A 15,530-nucleotide genomic window follows, 5' to 3' on the forward strand; every position below is an offset into this window, starting at 1 on the left:
GGAAAAAATATACATACAAGTCACCCTTAAAGCAGATTGCTTTTAAGACGCCCGCTCCGGCGTTGACGGCGCAAGTGAATTGCGCCTACGCCTACGCGGCGGCAAGCCATGCCGACGCATGGCTTGCAGAGCATTTTCAAAAGCAAAATGCTCTAAACGCGCCCGTGGCGCACCCTATATTACCCACAGGATGCGGGAGTCTTTGTCATGCGCAGCCTATTTTCCTGGTTTCGCTCCGGCTCCCGGCCGATTCATCTGCTGGCGGGCACCCTGCTCGTGCTCAGTTTGGGCGGACTCTACATCGCCCATCCACCATTCCTTCAGTTCCTCGACTTCAAGCTCTATGACCTGCTGCTCCGTGGGCAGCCAGCGAAGCCTACGGCGGAACGCGTGGCCATCGTGGATCTGGATGAGCGCAGCCTGGCCGAGTACGGCCAATGGCCCTGGCCGCGCTACCGCCTGGCTCTGCTCATGGAGCGCATCCGCCAGCAAGGCGCTCTGAGCATCGGCCTGGACATCCTGTTGGCCGAACCCGACAGGACCTCGCCGGCGGTGCTCAGGCGGGAATTCAAGCGCGACCTGGGCTTGGACGTGGTATTCTCGGGCTTGCCCGAAGCCCTGGAGGACAACGATGCGCTGCTGGCCAGGATTCTCGGCTCTGGCCCCTATGTGCTCAGTTTCTATTTCGACTTTTCCGATTATGGCCAAAGCGAGCCAGTTACAGCCTCGTCCCTGGGCCTGCCAACTCTGGGGCTGTCCATCGCCAAGGCTGACGGCGCTTCCGAGCCTGAGGCAACCATGCTCAGGCCTTCGAAGATCATTGCGCCGCTGCCGAAGTTGGCTCAAGCGACAAGACATTGCGGCTTCTACAACACGTTGACCGATCTCGATGGAACGATCCGCCGCACGCCGCTGCTCATCGCTCACCAGGGAAAATACTATCCCAGCCTGGCTCTGGCCGTGATCCTGGAAGCGCTCAACGGAGGCACTCCTCTGCTGAAGGTCGGGCAGCTCGGCCCCGAAGGGCTGCGGGTAGCCAAGGGCCTTAACGTGCCATTGGACCCGCAGGGCAGCTTGCTGGTGAATTACCGGGGACCTGCGCACAGCTTTCCCCATGTCAGCGCCGCGGACGTGCTCGCCGGCACTGCCTCTGCCGAGGCATTTTCCGGCAAGATCGTGCTCGTGGGCACATCGGCCGCCGGATTGCAGGACTTAAGGACCACGCCTTTCGGACCGGGTTATCCGGGCGTGGAAGTCCACGCCAATGTGGTGGACAGCATCCTGCAGCAGGACTTTATCCTGCGGCCGGACTGGGCGCCGGGCGTGGAGCTGGCGATCCTGCTGTTCACTGGCCTGGGCACAGTGCTGCTCATGACCTGCATCGCCTCCAAGTACATGATACTGCCCCTGGGGCTGCTGGGCTGGGCCATCTGGCTCGGCTCCGAGCGGTTGCTGGCAATCAAGGGCATGTACATTTCCCCGCTCTATTCCTACCTGTCATTTGGATCGAGCTTCGTGCTGCTGACCTTCCTCAAATTCATGCACGAGGAGCGACAGCGCCGTTTCCTGCACACGGCCTTCTCACGCTATGTCGCGCCTGCGGTGGTCTCGCGCATCGTCAGCTCGCCGCATTCCTTGTCGCTGCAGGGCGAGGAGAAGGAAGTCACCATCCTCTTCTCGGACATCCGCTCCTTCACGAGCCTCTCGGAAAAGCTCTCACCGACCCAGGTCAGCGAGTTGCTGCGGGCCTATCTAACGCCCATGACGCGCATCATCACCAACGAGCTGGGCACCCTCGACAAGTTTATCGGTGACGCCATCATGGCTTTCTGGAATGCGCCTTTGGACGTGCAGGACCATCCGGCCCGTGCTGTGCGCGCCGCGCAGCGCATGCTCGCGGAGCTCGACACCCTCAACAGGGATTTCGAGCAACGTTTCGGGCTGCGCCTTAGCATCGGCATCGGTGTGCACACGGCCACGGTACGCGTGGGCAACATGGGCTCCGACGATCTCTTCGACTACACGGTCATCGGGGATGGCGTGAACTACGCTTCCAGGCTGGAAGGGCTGACCAAGTTCTACGGCGCGCCCCTGGTCTGCTCCGAAGAGGTCGCCCTGCGTTGCCAGGACAGCTTCGCTTTCCAGGAACTGGACAAAGTCAGGGTCAAGGGCAAGCAGAACGCCACGACTATATTCACGGCCATGTCAGGCGACAACGGCGGCCAGGCCCAGGAGAGAGCGCTGCATGCGCGGGGAATCGGACTGTACCAGGCCCGGGATTTCACTGCGGCGGCGGAGAGCTTCACGACCCTGGCCCTCCTGCAGCCCGAAAAGCGCATCTACCAGATCTACCTGGAACGCTGTTGCAGCCTGGTCCGGCAGGACGTGCCCGAGGATTGGGACTGTGTATTCATTCATACGGAAAAATAGACTGCGAAGTGCGCCATGCGTGTCCTGTTCATACACCCGAACTTTCCGGCCCAATTCAGGTATCTGGCCGCAGCCTTTGGCAGCAATCCGGCCAATCGGGTGGTCTTCGCCACGCGCAACGCACGCCCCGAATGGGTCATTCCGGGCGTGCGGAAACTGCTCATCCCGGCAACCGCAGGCGTGGGCAAGGACTTCCCCCAAGTGCATCCCTTCGCCCGCGGCTTCGAGAATGCCGTGCGCAACGGCGAAGATACGGCGCGCGCCCTAAGCGGACTCAAGGCTGAAGGATTCGTTCCGGATATCATCTACGGCCACTCGGGTTGGGGCATGACCCTGTTCCTCAAGGACATCTTTCCAAGCTCGGCGTTCCTGGCCTATTGCGAGTGGTTCTACCGAGCCCACGGCTCGGACGTGGACTTCGATCCCGCGCAGCCGCCAAACTGGAGCACCACGGCCGCGGTGCGCGCCAAAAACGCCTCCATCCTGCTGGACCTTGAGAGCTGCGACATGGGCTGCTCGCCCACGGCTTGGCAGCGCGCACAGTTCCCGCGCGAATTCCAGCCCAAGCTCGCGTGCATCCACGACGGCATCGACACGGATTATTTCTGCCCGGCGGTTGAAAACGAAGGTCCGCTGGAGCTTCCGGGCCTGGATTTGTCCGCTGCCCGAGAGATCGTGACCTACGCCACCAGGGGCATGGAACCCTATCGTGGATTTCCGCAATTCATGGAGGCTGCCGCCCTGCTGCTCAAGGAGCGGCCAGGCTGCCACATCGTGGTCGCGGGCGAAGACCGGGTCTGTTACAGCAAACCCCTGCCCGCCGGCCAGAGCTACAAGCAGCAGGCCCTGGATCGGCTGGATCTGGACACATCCAGGCTGCACTTTCCCGGAGCATTGCCCTATGGCCGGTACAGGCGTCTCCTGCAGGCCTCGGATGTCCACGTCTACCTGACGCGGCCCTTCGTGCTGTCCTGGTCGCTGCTGGAGGCCATGTCCTGCGGCTGCCTGGTAGTGGCCTCGGACACACAGCCCGTGCGCGAGGTACTGCGCCATGACGTAAACGGTCTGCTGACGCCCTTCTTCTCGCCCGAACAGCTGGCTGCGACCGTGAGCCAGGCCCTGGAGCGCAAGGCAGAGCTGCGGCCGCTACGCGAAAGTGCCAGAGAGACCATTGAACAACGCTTCGCCCTTAAGCGGCTCATGCCCGCGCACCTGGACCTCATGCGGGTCGTGCTCGGAAACCGCAAGCCTGAGGCCAAAGCTAGCGTATCTGTTCGCCCCCCCTCGCCAGCCTGATGGCCTAACCAGAAATATCCGGCTTGTTCTTGTCGCACAGGTACGGTCTTGCTGACGATATGCGGCCGAAAGGTTGACCGTATCAGGCTTTGTGTTTACCTGAGTACAGGTAAGTCCAACAATCTCAACTGGTCCAAGCGGTCGCAGGTTGCATGGCGGGCTACCTCCTCGACGAGGAATGTACTGTCGATAATCGAGGAACTTTGTAGGGGTATCCGCATGCATGTGCGTTTCTGGGGTGTCCGCGGCTCCATACCGGTCTCAGGTAAAGCCTACACCCGTTTCGGAGGAGACAGCGCTTGCCTGGAAGTCCGCGGCAGCCGAGGGAGCGTCATCATCGACGCCGGCACAGGCCTGCGCGGACTGGGTAATGCCCTGTCCGCCGGCGAGCCCCAGCCCATTCATCTACTGCTGACCCACTTCCATTGGGACCACATCCTGGGGCTGCTCTTCTTCAAGCCGCTCTACGATGACCGCTTCCGCATAACCATCCACGGGCCGCTGCCAGCTGAAGAAACGCAAGCGACACTTGCCGCGCTCATGCGCCAGCCGTATTTTCCCGTTCCGTTCGCCTCTGTGCAGGCGAGACTGTCCTTCGCACACTTGCGCGAAGCCGAGACCGTGGCCGGCTTCAATGTCGAAGCCATTCCCTTGAGCCATCCCTCGCCCGGACAGGGATACGCTCTCGAGGACGAAAGCGGCCGGCTGGTATTTCTGACGGACAATGAACTCGATGGGGAGCCCGCTTTGGATCGTTACGCGGCCTTTGCCCAAAACGCGTCGCTGCTGGTGCACGATGCCGAGTACGCCGAGTCCGAATACGCCCTGCGCAAGGGCTGGGGTCATTCAAGCCAGGAGCGCGCCTTGGAGCTGGCACTCAGGGCCGGAGCAAGGCGCTTGGCCCTGTATCACCACAATCAGGATCGAACGGATGCCGAGGTCCTGGCCATGGAACGACAATGCCGCGAAAAGGCCGCACTCGCCGCGCCCGACCTGGATTGCTTTGCTGCGGCCCAGGACATGGAAGTAGAGTTTTAGCTAACTTCGGACAGATGAACGCAGGCTATCCAAAGTTTGAAAGCTGGAGTGGTTTGCGCGTCCCAATCGAGCCCTGCATAATCACAGGCTGACGAGACATTTGGCCAAGCGCAGCCTGTCTTGCCCAGCCTTTTGCTTCGGAGGAACCCGATGCCCCCGCCGTCACGGCTCCAGGACCTACCGCCCAAGGCCGCCCGTTTCTGCCTGCGCGTGGAGCGCTTCATACGCAAGGACCTGGACCTTGACCTGAAAGGCAAGCGCTTGTTGGTTGCTCTGTCTGGAGGCGCGGACTCTACGGCCCTGCTCTATTGCCTGCGGTACCTCGCCCCGCGCATGTGCATAAGCCTTTTGGCCGCGCACGTGGACCACGGTTTGCGGCCCGAGTCGGGCCAGGATGCGGCCTTCTGCCGCGAACTGTGCGCTGCCCAGGATGTGCCGCTGCATGAAGCAAAACTGGACGTGTCCGGGCTCGCCAGGCAAAACGGCACGGGCATCGAGGAAGCCGGCCGCCAGGCGCGCTATGGCTTCTTCCAAAAAGCTTTGGCCGAACAGAACGCCGACCTGCTGCTCACGGCGCACCATCTTAATGATCTGGCCGAAGACGCGCTCATGCGGCTCATCCGCGGCACAGGCTGGCCAGAGTTGGCCGGCATGCCGGCATATGATCCGCAGCGCAATCTGCTGCGTCCCTTGCTGCTCACGCCCGGCACGAATCTGCGCGAATTCTTGAGCAATATCGGCGCGTCCTGGCGCGAAGACCCGAGCAACACCGACCCGGCTTTCCTGCGCAACCGGGTCCGGCTGGATATTCTGCCGCTCTTCCTGCGTGAGAACCCGAATTTTCTGGAGTCCATGGCTCGCCTGTGGCGCATCGCCGAACTCGACCGCCAGTTCTTGCTTGAATTCAAGACAAAACTGGACATCCATTACGAAGCGGGAAGGAACCAATTCAGCGTGCCCTTGGACGCGCTTCTTGCGCTGCACCCGGCCATGCGACTGCGGATCTACAAAGCTCTGCTTGATGGGCTGGCTTCCGGTCAGGTGCTCTGGAAAAATCTGTTGCGGCTGGACGAGGCGGTTCTCGCCCGGCGGTCAGGTTCACGCGTACAGTTTCCCGGCGGCAAGCAAGCATGCCTGGAGCGAAGTGTCCTGCGCTTCTGCGCCGCGCCTTGATGGAATCAGTTCGAGAGAATTTCTGCTAAACAACATGCTCTGTCCGTATCCTTGGCCTAGCATCGAAGCATCTCGCTACTGCGGAACATCACAGCACTTCGCGGCAAACCGCACGAGCAGAACTCATGAATTATCTGGCCTCTGCCAGTGTGAAGCAACCTGGCTTGAAAGTTATGGAACTCTAACTTGTCTCGACTTCGACGCATACTCCATTCAATGCTGCACCGGACAATATGGAATTGCCCGCCAACCTCACGAACGACCGTGCCAGCGCGACGGTCGCCGCCCTTTCTTATGCAGACCACTGACCTTCGTAACGCTTCTCTGCCCCTGCCGCTTTCGCTCTGCCGAGGCTAAGGGCCTTATTATGATTGATACTGTCGAATCATGCTAACAACAAGTTCCTACATTGACAGGTCTGGACCGAGAGGATAAAAGCTTGTGAAATTTGAAACAATAGGAGGCCTTTCGTGAATATCCTTATTTTTGGACCTAATGGAAGCGGTAAGGGCACTCAGGGCTCTCTTGTGAAGCAAAAGTACGATCTCGATCACATTGAGTCCGGCGCCATTTTCCGCAAGCACATCGGAGGCGGAACCGAGCTTGGCAAGAAGGCCAAGGCCTTCATCGACCGCGGCGAGCTGGTTCCCGACGACATCACGATCCCCATGGTTCTCGATGTGCTCAAGAGCTCCAGCAAGAACGGCTGGCTGCTCGACGGCTTCCCCCGCTCTATCGTCCAGGCCGAAAAGCTTTTTGAAGCCCTCAAGAAGGACAACGTCAAGCTCGACTACGTCATTGAGATCCTTCTGCCGCGCGAAGTGGCCAAGAACCGCATCATGGGCCGCCGTCTGTGCGAGAACGATCCCAACCACCCGAACAACATCTTTATCGACGCCATCAAGCCCAACGGCGACAAGTGCCGTGTCTGCGGCGGCGCCCTCAAGTCCCGTTCCGACGACCAGGACGAGGAAGCCATCGGCAAGCGCCACGACATCTACTACGACACCAAGACCGGCACCCTGGCTGCAGCATATTTCTTCAAGGACAAGTGCGCCACGAGCGGCTGCAAGTACATTGAACTCCAGGGCGAAGGCAGCATCGACTCCATTAAAAAGACGCTGCTTTCCCAGTTGGATTAAGCACACCATCCTCCATATACGAAGGGAGAGCCGCAAGGCTCTCCCTTCTCGCTTTTCCACAACACCTCCTTAACACTTCCTTTTTTCTCCCGGCAAGGATATGTCCCGCCTTGCATCGAACCCACGCAAGGAGTAAGAGCATGGCTGCGTATCCCCACTGGCCTATCCTGGTTCGTTATCCGCAGATCCTGGAACTCATCCATCCAGTGGACCACGCCGACATCAAGATCGTCGAGTCGACCAAGCCTCTCAGACCTTTCGTGGCTGCCATGTTCTCCTACTCGCCGGCTTGGGTACGCATGCTCTTTGCGGTAAGAATTGTGCTGGCCTGGCTAATGAGGCTTGAAAATCCGTCGGGTGACCGCCGTGCGTTGACTGCCGAGGACGTGCCCATGCAGGTTAATGGCCGGCTGCGGTTCTTCAGCGTAGTCCTGGCCAAGGCGAACGAGTACTGGCTGGCCGAAGCCGCCGACGGACATCTGCGCGGCATTCTGGGGGTCGCTTCGGAGCCGCTGCCCCAAGGGCGCTGGCGCCATCACGTTATGACCTTGGTCAGCTACCGGGACCAGCGCGGGCCCATCTACTTTAACCTCATCCGCCCCTTCCACCATCTTCTCGTGTGGGCCATGGCCAGGGCTGGGGCGCGCTGAATACGGATAAAAACATGCCAAGCATCCACATCGACTACAGCCGCTGCGTGGGCGACGGCATTTGCGCCGAAATCTGTCCACTTAAGCTGTACAGAATGGAAGACAACAAGCCCCAGCTTCTTAAGGGCGCAGGCGCATTCTGCATCGCCTGCGGTCACTGCGTGGCCGCCTGCCCCAAGGGCGCCATTGCCCTGGAAGGCATGACCCCCGACGACTGCACTCCTGTTGAGCCGGGTCTACGCATCAGTGCGGATGCTGCCGAACACTTTCTCATGCGTCGGCGATCGACCCGCGCCTACAAGCCCGCGCCCGTTGCGCGCCATGTGCTGGAAGAAGTTCTGGACCTCTCCCGCTGGGCCCCATCGGCCAGCAATCGGCAGCCCGTGAAATGGATCATGTTCGAGAAGCCGGAGGAGGTCAGGAAGGTCGCCGAGCTGGTCATCCACTGGATGAAGGACATGATGGCCCAGGATATGGAAGCTGCCAAGAAACAGCGCCTGCCGGGCCTGGTGTCCTTATTCATGGCTGGACAAGATATGATCTGCCGCGGAGCGCCGCACCTGCTCCTGGCTCATGCCCCGGCCGACGTGCCCTTCATGGCTCAGGACTGTACCGCTGCCATCACATATGTCGAGCTGGCAGCTTTGGCGCACGATCTGGGCACCTGTTGGGCCGGTTATGTCACCTGGGCTGCCAACAACTCTGCCGAGTTGCGCACGCTCCTGGAGTTGCCTGAAGAGGATCAGGTCTACGGCGCCATCCTGCTGGGTTACCCCAAATATCGTTATAGCCGCATACCGGAACGCTTTGCGCCCAGTGTGCGCTGGCGCTAAAGTACTCTGCCAAGACAATGAATTGCAGTGAACGGTGCGTTGCTCTCTGCATAAAGCCCTCATAGTTTTAAAGCAGATTGCATTTGAAATGGGGGTCCAGGGGAATCATTTCCCTGGTGGGAGGGTCTGGGAGGGCAAAGCCCTGCCCAGTTTCTGCCAGCTCTTGTGCAAAATGCTCTAAGCAAACGGCCATAGACTGTTCAAAATGAAGCGGCTGCGGGTTTGATAACCCGCAGCCGCTTCCTGCTTCTCGTATTTCTGCAGGAGTGTCGCACTTCAGCCTGAAAGGCCAGGCTTGATCAAGTTCGGTTTTGGTTTGACTCTACGTGCTCAGGAAACCTTGCTGCCTGTCTTGACCTCGCCGGAGGGCGTAAGCAGCTCCATACCGCTATCCGTACGCACCGCCAGCACCATGCCCTGGGATTCCAGGCCGCGGAGCTTGCGCGGCTTGAGGTTGGCAAGTACGGTCACCAGGCGCCCCTTGATCTGCTCCGGAGTGAAGAACTCAGCCAGGCCGGCGACAATCTGGCGCGGAGCAGGCTCGCCAATATCCACCGTGAGCTTGAGCAGACGGTCGGCATCAGGATGCGGCATGGCATCCAGGACCATGCCGACGCGCAGGTCGAGTTTCTGGAAATCCTGGAACTCGACCTCTGCCAACTCCTCGGAAGCCGGAACGGCCTTGGCGGCCTGCTCCTTCTTGGCTTCACCCTTGACTTGGGGCTTGGCTTTGGGCTTGGGCGCAGCCTCGGACTTGGCCGGAGTGGCAGCCATCTCGGCTGCAAGGTCCACGCGAGGGAAGATATTGGATTTGGCGGCAATCTCCGTGCCCGGCTCAATCCTGGTCCAGGAGCACAGCTCGTCCTTGAGAGTTCCCCGCCCTGCGTTGGCCTGTCCAAGCTGAACGAGCATCTCATCGGCAGCATCGGGCATGACCGGCACAAGATGCAAGGCTATTTTACGTAGAAGCATGAGCAGCGTGGCCATGACTGTGGCCAGTTCTTCGGTCCGCCCCTCCTTAGCCAGAGTCCATGGCGCGCGGGAGTCCACGTACTTGTTCAGGCCGCGCACAAGCTCCCATAAGGATTCCAAGGCTCGCGAGAAAACGCATTCCGCGAACTGAGCCTGGTAATTCTCCATGGCCGTGCGGGCCAGCTCCAGGATTTCGGAGTTATCCCGCGTTTCCACCTGGCCATCCGGGGCTTGGCCTTGGAAGTACTTGCTGGTCATGGTCAAAGTGCGGCTGAACAGATTGCCCAGGTCATTTGCCAAGTCGGCGTTGAGCCGGCCCACCAGGGCCTCCTCGGAGAAGCTCGCATCACTGCCGAACTGCATCTCGCGCAACAGGAAATAACGGAAGGCGGACAGGCCGTATTTGTCCGCCATGGTCAGGGGGTCGACCACGTTGCCCAGGGACTTGGACATCTTGGTATCGCGCACGAGCCAATATCCATGCACATTGAGATGCCTATAGGGCGTGAGTCCGGCGGACTTTAGCATCGTGGGCCAGAACACGGCGTGCGGCTTGAGGATATCCTTGGCCACCAGGTGTTCGACCGCGGGCCAGAAGGCGCGATAATCCTCACCTTCGGGCCAGCCCAGGGCCGAGACATAGTTGAGCAGCGCGTCGAACCAGACGTAACACACATAATCCGTATCAAAAGGCAGCTCGATGCCCCAGGTCAGCCGCGATTTAGGACGCGAGATGCACAGGTCCTCCAAGACTCCGCCCTCAAGCATGCTGAGCACTTCGGCCTCGTAGCGTTGCGGCCGGATGAAGCCGGGATTGGCCTTGATGTGCTCAGCCAGCCAGCCTTGATACTTAGACATACGGAAGAAGTAATTCTTCTCGCTGATAAGTTCGGGAGCGATCTGGTGATCCGGGCACTTGCCGTCCACCAACTCCTTGTCGGTCAGGAAGCGCTCGCAGCCGAAGCAGTAGTGGCCGCTGTACTCACCATGGTAGATGTCGCCGGCATCGAAAACCTTCTGCAAGATGGCCTGCACGCAACGCTTGTGCCGCTCTTCCGTGGTGCGCACGAAGCCGGTGTTGGTGATGCCGAAGCGCTTCCACAGCTCGCGGAACGCGGCGCTGTTAGCGTCCACCAGAGCTTGTGGAGTGGTCCCAGCCTTGTCCGCAGCCTGCACGATCTTGTCGCCATGTTCGTCCGTGCCGGTAAGAAAAAAAGTTTCCTGACCCATGGCCCGATGAAACCTGGCCAAGGAATCAGCGACCAGCGTTGTGTAGGCATGACCCAGGTGAGGACTGCCGTTCACGTAGTAGATTGGCGTGGTGATGTAAAAACGGTCCAACGTGCTCCTCCGTACGACTTGCAGGGCTTCGTATCAAACTGCTGAAAAGGTCATCCTGTATCTGTTCAATTTCACAGCAGGCAAGCAGATTTCAGCATGGCTCCTGGCTGCTTCGCGGCTTTCATACCTGACAGGCGTCCTGGCCCACGCAGCTCGTTTACTGAAGGCGTCCATGCCTTTGGCAACAAACACGGAAAGCGCCCGCTTTTGCGGGCGCCGGTGGATGCTACTCAGCTTGATCCGAGCCCTTGCCTTTGGGCTTGCGCCTGCGCCGCCGTCGCGACTTGCCTTTGCGCTCCTGCCCCTGGGCTTGGGTCTGCTGCGGCTGGCCTTGAGCCTTACCCTGGCGAGATACACCTGGCTTGGCCTCAGCTGTCTGCTCTCCGTCGGCATCCGAGGCGTCCTCGGGAATATCCAAGAGCGCTTCTGCATCATCTCCCGCCAAATCCTCTTGCGCTACGCTCTCGGTATCGACCTGTGCGCCCTGGGATGGGCTAATGGCTTGGCTTGTGGCCTGTTCCAGCTCCTTATCTTGTGCCTTGACGATGATGCGTGTCCATTCTTCCACGCTCAATTCCTGTTCATCTCCGCTTTCAGGCAGGATGGACACGGTTTGACGGAAAAAGTTGGTACGCAGCACCTTGACAGTACCAAAAGTCGTCTGGAACTTCTTACCAGTTTTGGGGCACTGCTTCTGGAAGTGTTCGTAGTTCTGTTGCTCGTAGGCAAGGCAACACAGCAGTCTGCCGCAGATGCCGGATATCTTCGCCGGATTTAGGAAAAGATTCTGCTCCTTGGCCATTTTGATAGTCACGGGTTCGAACTTGCGCAGAAACCGCCGGCAGCAACAAACTTGACCACAGTTGCCCACGGCGCCGATCATTTGCGTCTCGTGTCGCACGCCGATCTGACGCAATTCGATACGCGTGCGGTACTCCCGCACAAGATCCTTGACCAGCTCGCGAAAATCGATACGTCCTGGCGCGGTGAAGTAGAAGATCAACTTGCTTCGGTCGAAGAAGACTTCCACATCCACGAGCTTCATTTCCAGCGCGCGCTCGCGAATGCGCCCTCGGCAATAACGAAAGCTATCCTTCGCCAGGGCCTCGTTCTCCATCGCGGTCTTTACGTCTTCTTCCCCCGCAACCTTGAAGATGGTCTTGACGCTCTCGGAGTCCAAGCCTTCAGGCAAAGCTTCCGATACATCCACGACCGTGCCCAATCCCAGGCCCTGCTCGGTTTCCACGAGCACCGCATCGCCCGGTGAAACAACGAATGCCCCTGAAAAGAAATGATATGTCTGACCGTAGTCCTTGAACTTCACGCCAAGTATGTGGCTCATTGCTGCCTCTGTGTAGCGGAGCCCGTGGCCTCCGCGTTCTCTCGTAAAAAGAAAAACAACTTAGATGAAAGTGGTGTGAAGTTCAAATGCGCCCCGCAAAGGGTATTGGCAAGGGCAAGGAGGGAAAAAACAGGAATCTCAGTCGCCGGCCAGCAGGCTGTCGCTGACGCCGACAACAGCGATGCCGGCCCGGTTGGCGGCCGAAAGGGCCTGTTCGCGGTCGAAGAACAAACTCCGGCCGGCTTCCACGGCCAGACAGGCTGCGCCTGCATCGCGCATGGTTTCAATGGTGGTCAGCCCCACCGAGGGGAGGTCCAGGCGCTCATCCTGCCCTGGTTTGAAAACCTTTACTACCACCGCCCCTTGTCCAGCGAGGGAACAGCCCCGACGGATAGCATTGTCCGTGCCTTCCAGAGCCTCCACCGCAGCCACGACTTGGCGGCGCACTACAACGGTTTGCCCGATATCTAGGCGGCCGAGTTCCTTGGCCACAGACCAGCCGAAACGAATATCCGCCATGATTTCGGTGCTTGGCCGACGACCTGCGAGGAAGCCTTCGGGCATGAGCAGTTCCGGGATAAGTTCATGGGCGCGTCGCACGGGCATACCCTCGGAGGCCAACTCGTCGCTGATGACACGCAAAAGCGCGTCGTCTCCCTTGCCCCCGAGTTTGAGTAGCAACCTGGCGCCACGGAAGTCCGGGATGATGTCCATGGCTCTGGCTTTGTTGATGGTCCCGCCCATGAGCACCCTGTCCACGCCACGTGACTTGAAGAAGTCGATGAGCTTGCCGAGCTGCCCAAGACGCAACTCCTGGTACTCATCTACGCAGGCAGGCAGCCCAGGGTCGGTATTGCTCCGAAAACCAACGGCAACCACGCGCAGACCGCTCTTGCGCGCCCCGTCGGCGATGAGGAATGGAAAACGGCCGCCACCGGCGATGAGGCCGAGGGTGCCTTTGCCGCTGTAGGCGTCGGCCATGGTCATTTACTCATCATTATTATTAGCGGATTTGCCTATAGCGTGCGGAGTCACACCGCGTTGGCTTGCCTTGATGAAATCCACCAGGCGCATGACTTCAGGATAGTCTCCCATAACGCTGACCACCTCTTCTAGCGCCTCCTGTCGGATCATGTCCGAACGCCAGATCATCTTATAGGCGCTCTTGAGCGCCACGACGGTCTGACTGCTGAATCCATTGCGCTTGAGGCCGATGAGGTTGAGGCCGTGCAGCTTGGCTCTTACACCTGTGGCCAGAGTATACGGAGGCACATCCAGGTTGAAGCCGCCCATGGCGCCAAGGAAGGCAAATTCACCGATGCGCACGAACTGATGCACGCCGCTCATACCGCTTATGATAGCCTTGCGTCCAACGGTCACGTGGCCAGCCAGACTGGCGGCATTGGCCATGAGCACGCCGTCCGCGATTTCGCAATCGTGGGCGATATGTACATAGGCCATAAGCATGCAGTTGGAACCCACTTTGCTGTAGCCCAGCCCGTGCACAGTGCCGCGGTGAATGGTCACGTACTCGCGGATGACGTTATTGTCCCCAACCTCGACGTATGTGTCCTCGCCCTTCCAACCCAGATGCTGGGGCTCGCCGCCCAAGCAGGCAAAGGAGTGAATTCGGTTGTTCTTGCCGATGCGAGTGTGAGCCTTGACATGAGCGTATGCGTCCAGGCGAGTGCCCGCGCCGATGACGACATGATCTTCGATCACACAATAGGGACCGACGACCACGTCATCGGCCAATTCCGCGCCGGAGTGAACGAGCGCTGTGGAATGAATAGTGGCAGACACTTATAGATCCTCCCGAGCAATCAGCGCCGCGGTCATTTCACCCTCGACAGTAATCTTGCCGTCGACGGTGCCATTGCCGCTCATCTTGAATAGGTTGAGTTTCTGACGGAAGTTCTCGCACCGAAGGATAAGCTGATCCCCAGGCACCACCGGCTTACGAAACTTGATCTTCTCCATCCCGGTAAAGACAAAGACTTTCCCCTCGAACTTTCCTTCGAAGGTGTTCATGATATACATGCCGGCTGATTGCGCCAGGGCTTCCAATTGCAGGACGCCCGGCATGACCGGCAATCCGGGGAAATGCCCCTGAAAATAAGGTTCATTGATAGTCACGTTCTTGAGCGCCGTCACGTAATTGCCCTTGACCAGCTCCAGCACACGATCAATGAGCAGGAAAGGATACCTGTGCGGCAAAAATTCCATGATCTTGCGGACATCCAGGAAGGGGACGCCGCCGGCAACCTCATTCACCATGGCTTGCTCCTTGCTCCAACATGCGTCTGAGCTGCTCTATCTCACTCTCGAGTGCCTTGAGCCGCTTGCTCATATCGGACAGCTTTGTCTGCTGCACAGCGATACGAAAGAACTTCTTGGCTTCCACGGCGGGACTGCCAAGCACCTCGCTGCCAGCCTCTATGTTCTGCATGACACCGGACTGGGCGCCGATACGCGCGCCATCACCCACGGTAAGATGCCCGGCCAAGCCAGCCTGACCGCCGATTTGCACGCAGCTACCTATCTTGGTGCTGCCGGATATGCCCACTTGGCCCACGAGGATGGAATGCTCACCAATGCGCACATTGTGGGCAATCTGCACAAGGTTGTCGATCTTGGTGCCATGTCCCACGCTCGTCTGCCCCAGTGATCCCCGGTCAATAGCTGTATTACAGCCGATCTCCACATCATTCCCGATACTGACAGTGCCGATCTGCGGAACCTTCATCAGGCCCGTGGGTCCGGGAAGAAAACCGAACCCGTCACTGCCAAGCGCCGCGCCAGGATGGATCAGGCATCCGTCGCCCACTTGCGTCCGGGCCATGAGTGTCACGCCCGGATACAGTGTCACGCACTTGCCCAGCGTCACATCCTCACCCACATAGCAAAAGGGATAGACCTTGGACTCAGGTCCGATCTTGGCTCCCCTGGCTACATACGCGAAGGGGTAAATCGTGGCCGTGGCGTCCACCTCGGATTGGGGATGCACGAAGGCCAACTCGCTATGCCCCAGAAATTCACCTTGGGGCTTGTCGAAAAGCTTGGCCACCTGGGCTACGGACAAGTAGGGGTTTGTACTGATGAGCGCACTCTGTACCCGATCCGCATGCGCCTCTTCGAGAATGACTGCGGCGGCCTTGGTATTCTCCAAAGCGTCAAGATACTTGTTGCTGGCTAGGAAGCTCAACTCCGTGGACCCAGCGGCTTCCAGCGTGTTGATACCCGAGATTTCCCGGTCGGCGCCCTTCAGGCGCAAGCCGAACTGCTCGGCCATCTGCGACAGCTTCACCTTCAT

At 59.3% G+C, this 15,530-nt stretch carries 13 protein-coding genes; 7 read left to right on the forward strand and 6 right to left on the reverse strand.

Annotated features, from left to right (window positions below; all coding sequences use genetic code 11):
• Positions 1-207 precede the first annotated feature (207 nt).
• From H585_RS20890 to H585_RS0106590, 7 genes are all read left to right on the forward strand, one after another.
• The gene (locus tag H585_RS20890; RefSeq protein WP_051182975.1) at positions 208-2,430 is read left to right on the forward strand and encodes a CHASE2 domain-containing protein; all 2,223 of its coding nucleotides are present in this window, start codon (positions 208-210) and stop codon (positions 2,428-2,430) included.
• 15 nt (positions 2,431-2,445) lie between these two features.
• Positions 2,446-3,726, forward strand: coding sequence for a glycosyltransferase (locus tag H585_RS0106565; protein ID WP_027367239.1), 1,281 nt, complete (start codon positions 2,446-2,448; stop codon positions 3,724-3,726).
• Positions 3,727-3,945: 219 nt separating this feature from the next.
• A complete protein-coding gene (locus H585_RS0106570; protein WP_027367240.1) occupies positions 3,946-4,764 on the forward strand; it encodes an MBL fold metallo-hydrolase in 819 nt (272 codons plus the stop codon).
• A gap of 150 nt (positions 4,765-4,914) precedes the next feature.
• Positions 4,915-5,937, forward strand: coding sequence for a tRNA lysidine(34) synthetase TilS (gene tilS, locus H585_RS0106575; protein ID WP_027367241.1), 1,023 nt, complete (start codon positions 4,915-4,917; stop codon positions 5,935-5,937).
• Between the two features lie 470 nt (positions 5,938-6,407).
• The gene (locus H585_RS0106580) at positions 6,408-7,079 is read left to right on the forward strand and encodes an adenylate kinase (RefSeq protein WP_027367242.1); all 672 of its coding nucleotides are present in this window, start codon (positions 6,408-6,410) and stop codon (positions 7,077-7,079) included.
• A 140-nt stretch (positions 7,080-7,219) separates the two neighbouring features.
• Positions 7,220-7,729 (forward strand): DUF2867 domain-containing protein, encoded by a 510-nt coding sequence (locus H585_RS0106585; protein ID WP_027367243.1) that lies wholly within the window; start codon positions 7,220-7,222, stop codon positions 7,727-7,729.
• Positions 7,730-7,743: 14 nt separating this feature from the next.
• Positions 7,744-8,562 carry a nitroreductase family protein gene (locus H585_RS0106590; RefSeq protein ID WP_027367244.1) on the forward strand — a complete coding sequence of 273 codons (819 nt, stop codon included), beginning with the start codon at positions 7,744-7,746 and terminating at the stop codon, positions 8,560-8,562.
• Between the two features lie 330 nt (positions 8,563-8,892).
• Here H585_RS0106590 and metG read toward each other — a convergent pair whose 3' ends face one another.
• The 6 genes from metG to lpxD form a co-directional block, all read right to left on the reverse strand.
• Complete coding sequence (metG, locus tag H585_RS0106595; protein WP_027367245.1) at positions 8,893-10,875, reverse strand: methionine--tRNA ligase; 1,983 nt, start codon at positions 10,873-10,875, stop codon at positions 8,893-8,895.
• Between the two features lie 226 nt (positions 10,876-11,101).
• Positions 11,102-12,217, reverse strand: coding sequence for a PSP1 domain-containing protein (locus H585_RS0106600; RefSeq protein ID WP_027367246.1), 1,116 nt, complete (start codon positions 12,215-12,217; stop codon positions 11,102-11,104).
• Between the two features lie 138 nt (positions 12,218-12,355).
• Positions 12,356-13,198, reverse strand: coding sequence for an LpxI family protein (locus H585_RS0106605; RefSeq protein WP_027367247.1), 843 nt, complete (start codon positions 13,196-13,198; stop codon positions 12,356-12,358).
• Positions 13,199-13,204: 6 nt separating this feature from the next.
• The gene (gene lpxA / locus H585_RS0106610; RefSeq protein WP_014260754.1) at positions 13,205-14,020 is read right to left on the reverse strand and encodes an acyl-ACP--UDP-N-acetylglucosamine O-acyltransferase; all 816 of its coding nucleotides are present in this window, start codon (positions 14,018-14,020) and stop codon (positions 13,205-13,207) included.
• Entirely contained in the window at positions 14,021-14,494 is a 474-nt protein-coding gene (gene fabZ / locus H585_RS0106615; protein ID WP_005983338.1) for a 3-hydroxyacyl-ACP dehydratase FabZ, read from the reverse strand.
• Positions 14,484-15,530, reverse strand: coding sequence for a UDP-3-O-(3-hydroxymyristoyl)glucosamine N-acyltransferase (gene lpxD, locus H585_RS0106620; RefSeq protein ID WP_027367248.1), 1,047 nt, complete (start codon positions 15,528-15,530; stop codon positions 14,484-14,486). The genes fabZ and lpxD overlap by 11 nt, the downstream gene beginning before the upstream one ends.

It is taken from the genome of Desulfocurvibacter africanus subsp. africanus DSM 2603 (assembly GCF_000422545.1).
Lineage (GTDB): Bacteria > Desulfobacterota > Desulfovibrionia > Desulfovibrionales > Desulfovibrionaceae > Desulfocurvibacter > Desulfocurvibacter africanus.

Coding starts and splice junctions, on each gene's coding strand:
- H585_RS20890 (WP_051182975.1), top strand. CDS start 208: ATGCGCAGCCTATTTTCCTGGTTTCGCTCCGGCTCCCGGCCGATTCAT.
- H585_RS0106565 (WP_027367239.1), top strand. CDS start 2,446: ATGCGTGTCCTGTTCATACACCCGAACTTTCCGGCCCAATTCAGGTAT.
- H585_RS0106570 (WP_027367240.1), top strand. CDS start 3,946: ATGCATGTGCGTTTCTGGGGTGTCCGCGGCTCCATACCGGTCTCAGGT.
- tilS (WP_027367241.1), top strand. CDS start 4,915: ATGCCCCCGCCGTCACGGCTCCAGGACCTACCGCCCAAGGCCGCCCGT.
- H585_RS0106585 (WP_027367243.1), top strand. CDS start 7,220: ATGGCTGCGTATCCCCACTGGCCTATCCTGGTTCGTTATCCGCAGATC.
- H585_RS0106590 (WP_027367244.1), top strand. CDS start 7,744: ATGCCAAGCATCCACATCGACTACAGCCGCTGCGTGGGCGACGGCATT.
- H585_RS0106600 (WP_027367246.1), bottom strand. CDS start 12,217: ATGAGCCACATACTTGGCGTGAAGTTCAAGGACTACGGTCAGACATAT.
- H585_RS0106605 (WP_027367247.1), bottom strand. CDS start 13,198: ATGGCCGACGCCTACAGCGGCAAAGGCACCCTCGGCCTCATCGCCGGT.
- fabZ (WP_005983338.1), bottom strand. CDS start 14,494: ATGGTGAATGAGGTTGCCGGCGGCGTCCCCTTCCTGGATGTCCGCAAG.
- lpxD (WP_027367248.1), bottom strand. CDS start 15,530: ATGAAGGTGAAGCTGTCGCAGATGGCCGAGCAGTTCGGCTTGCGCCTG.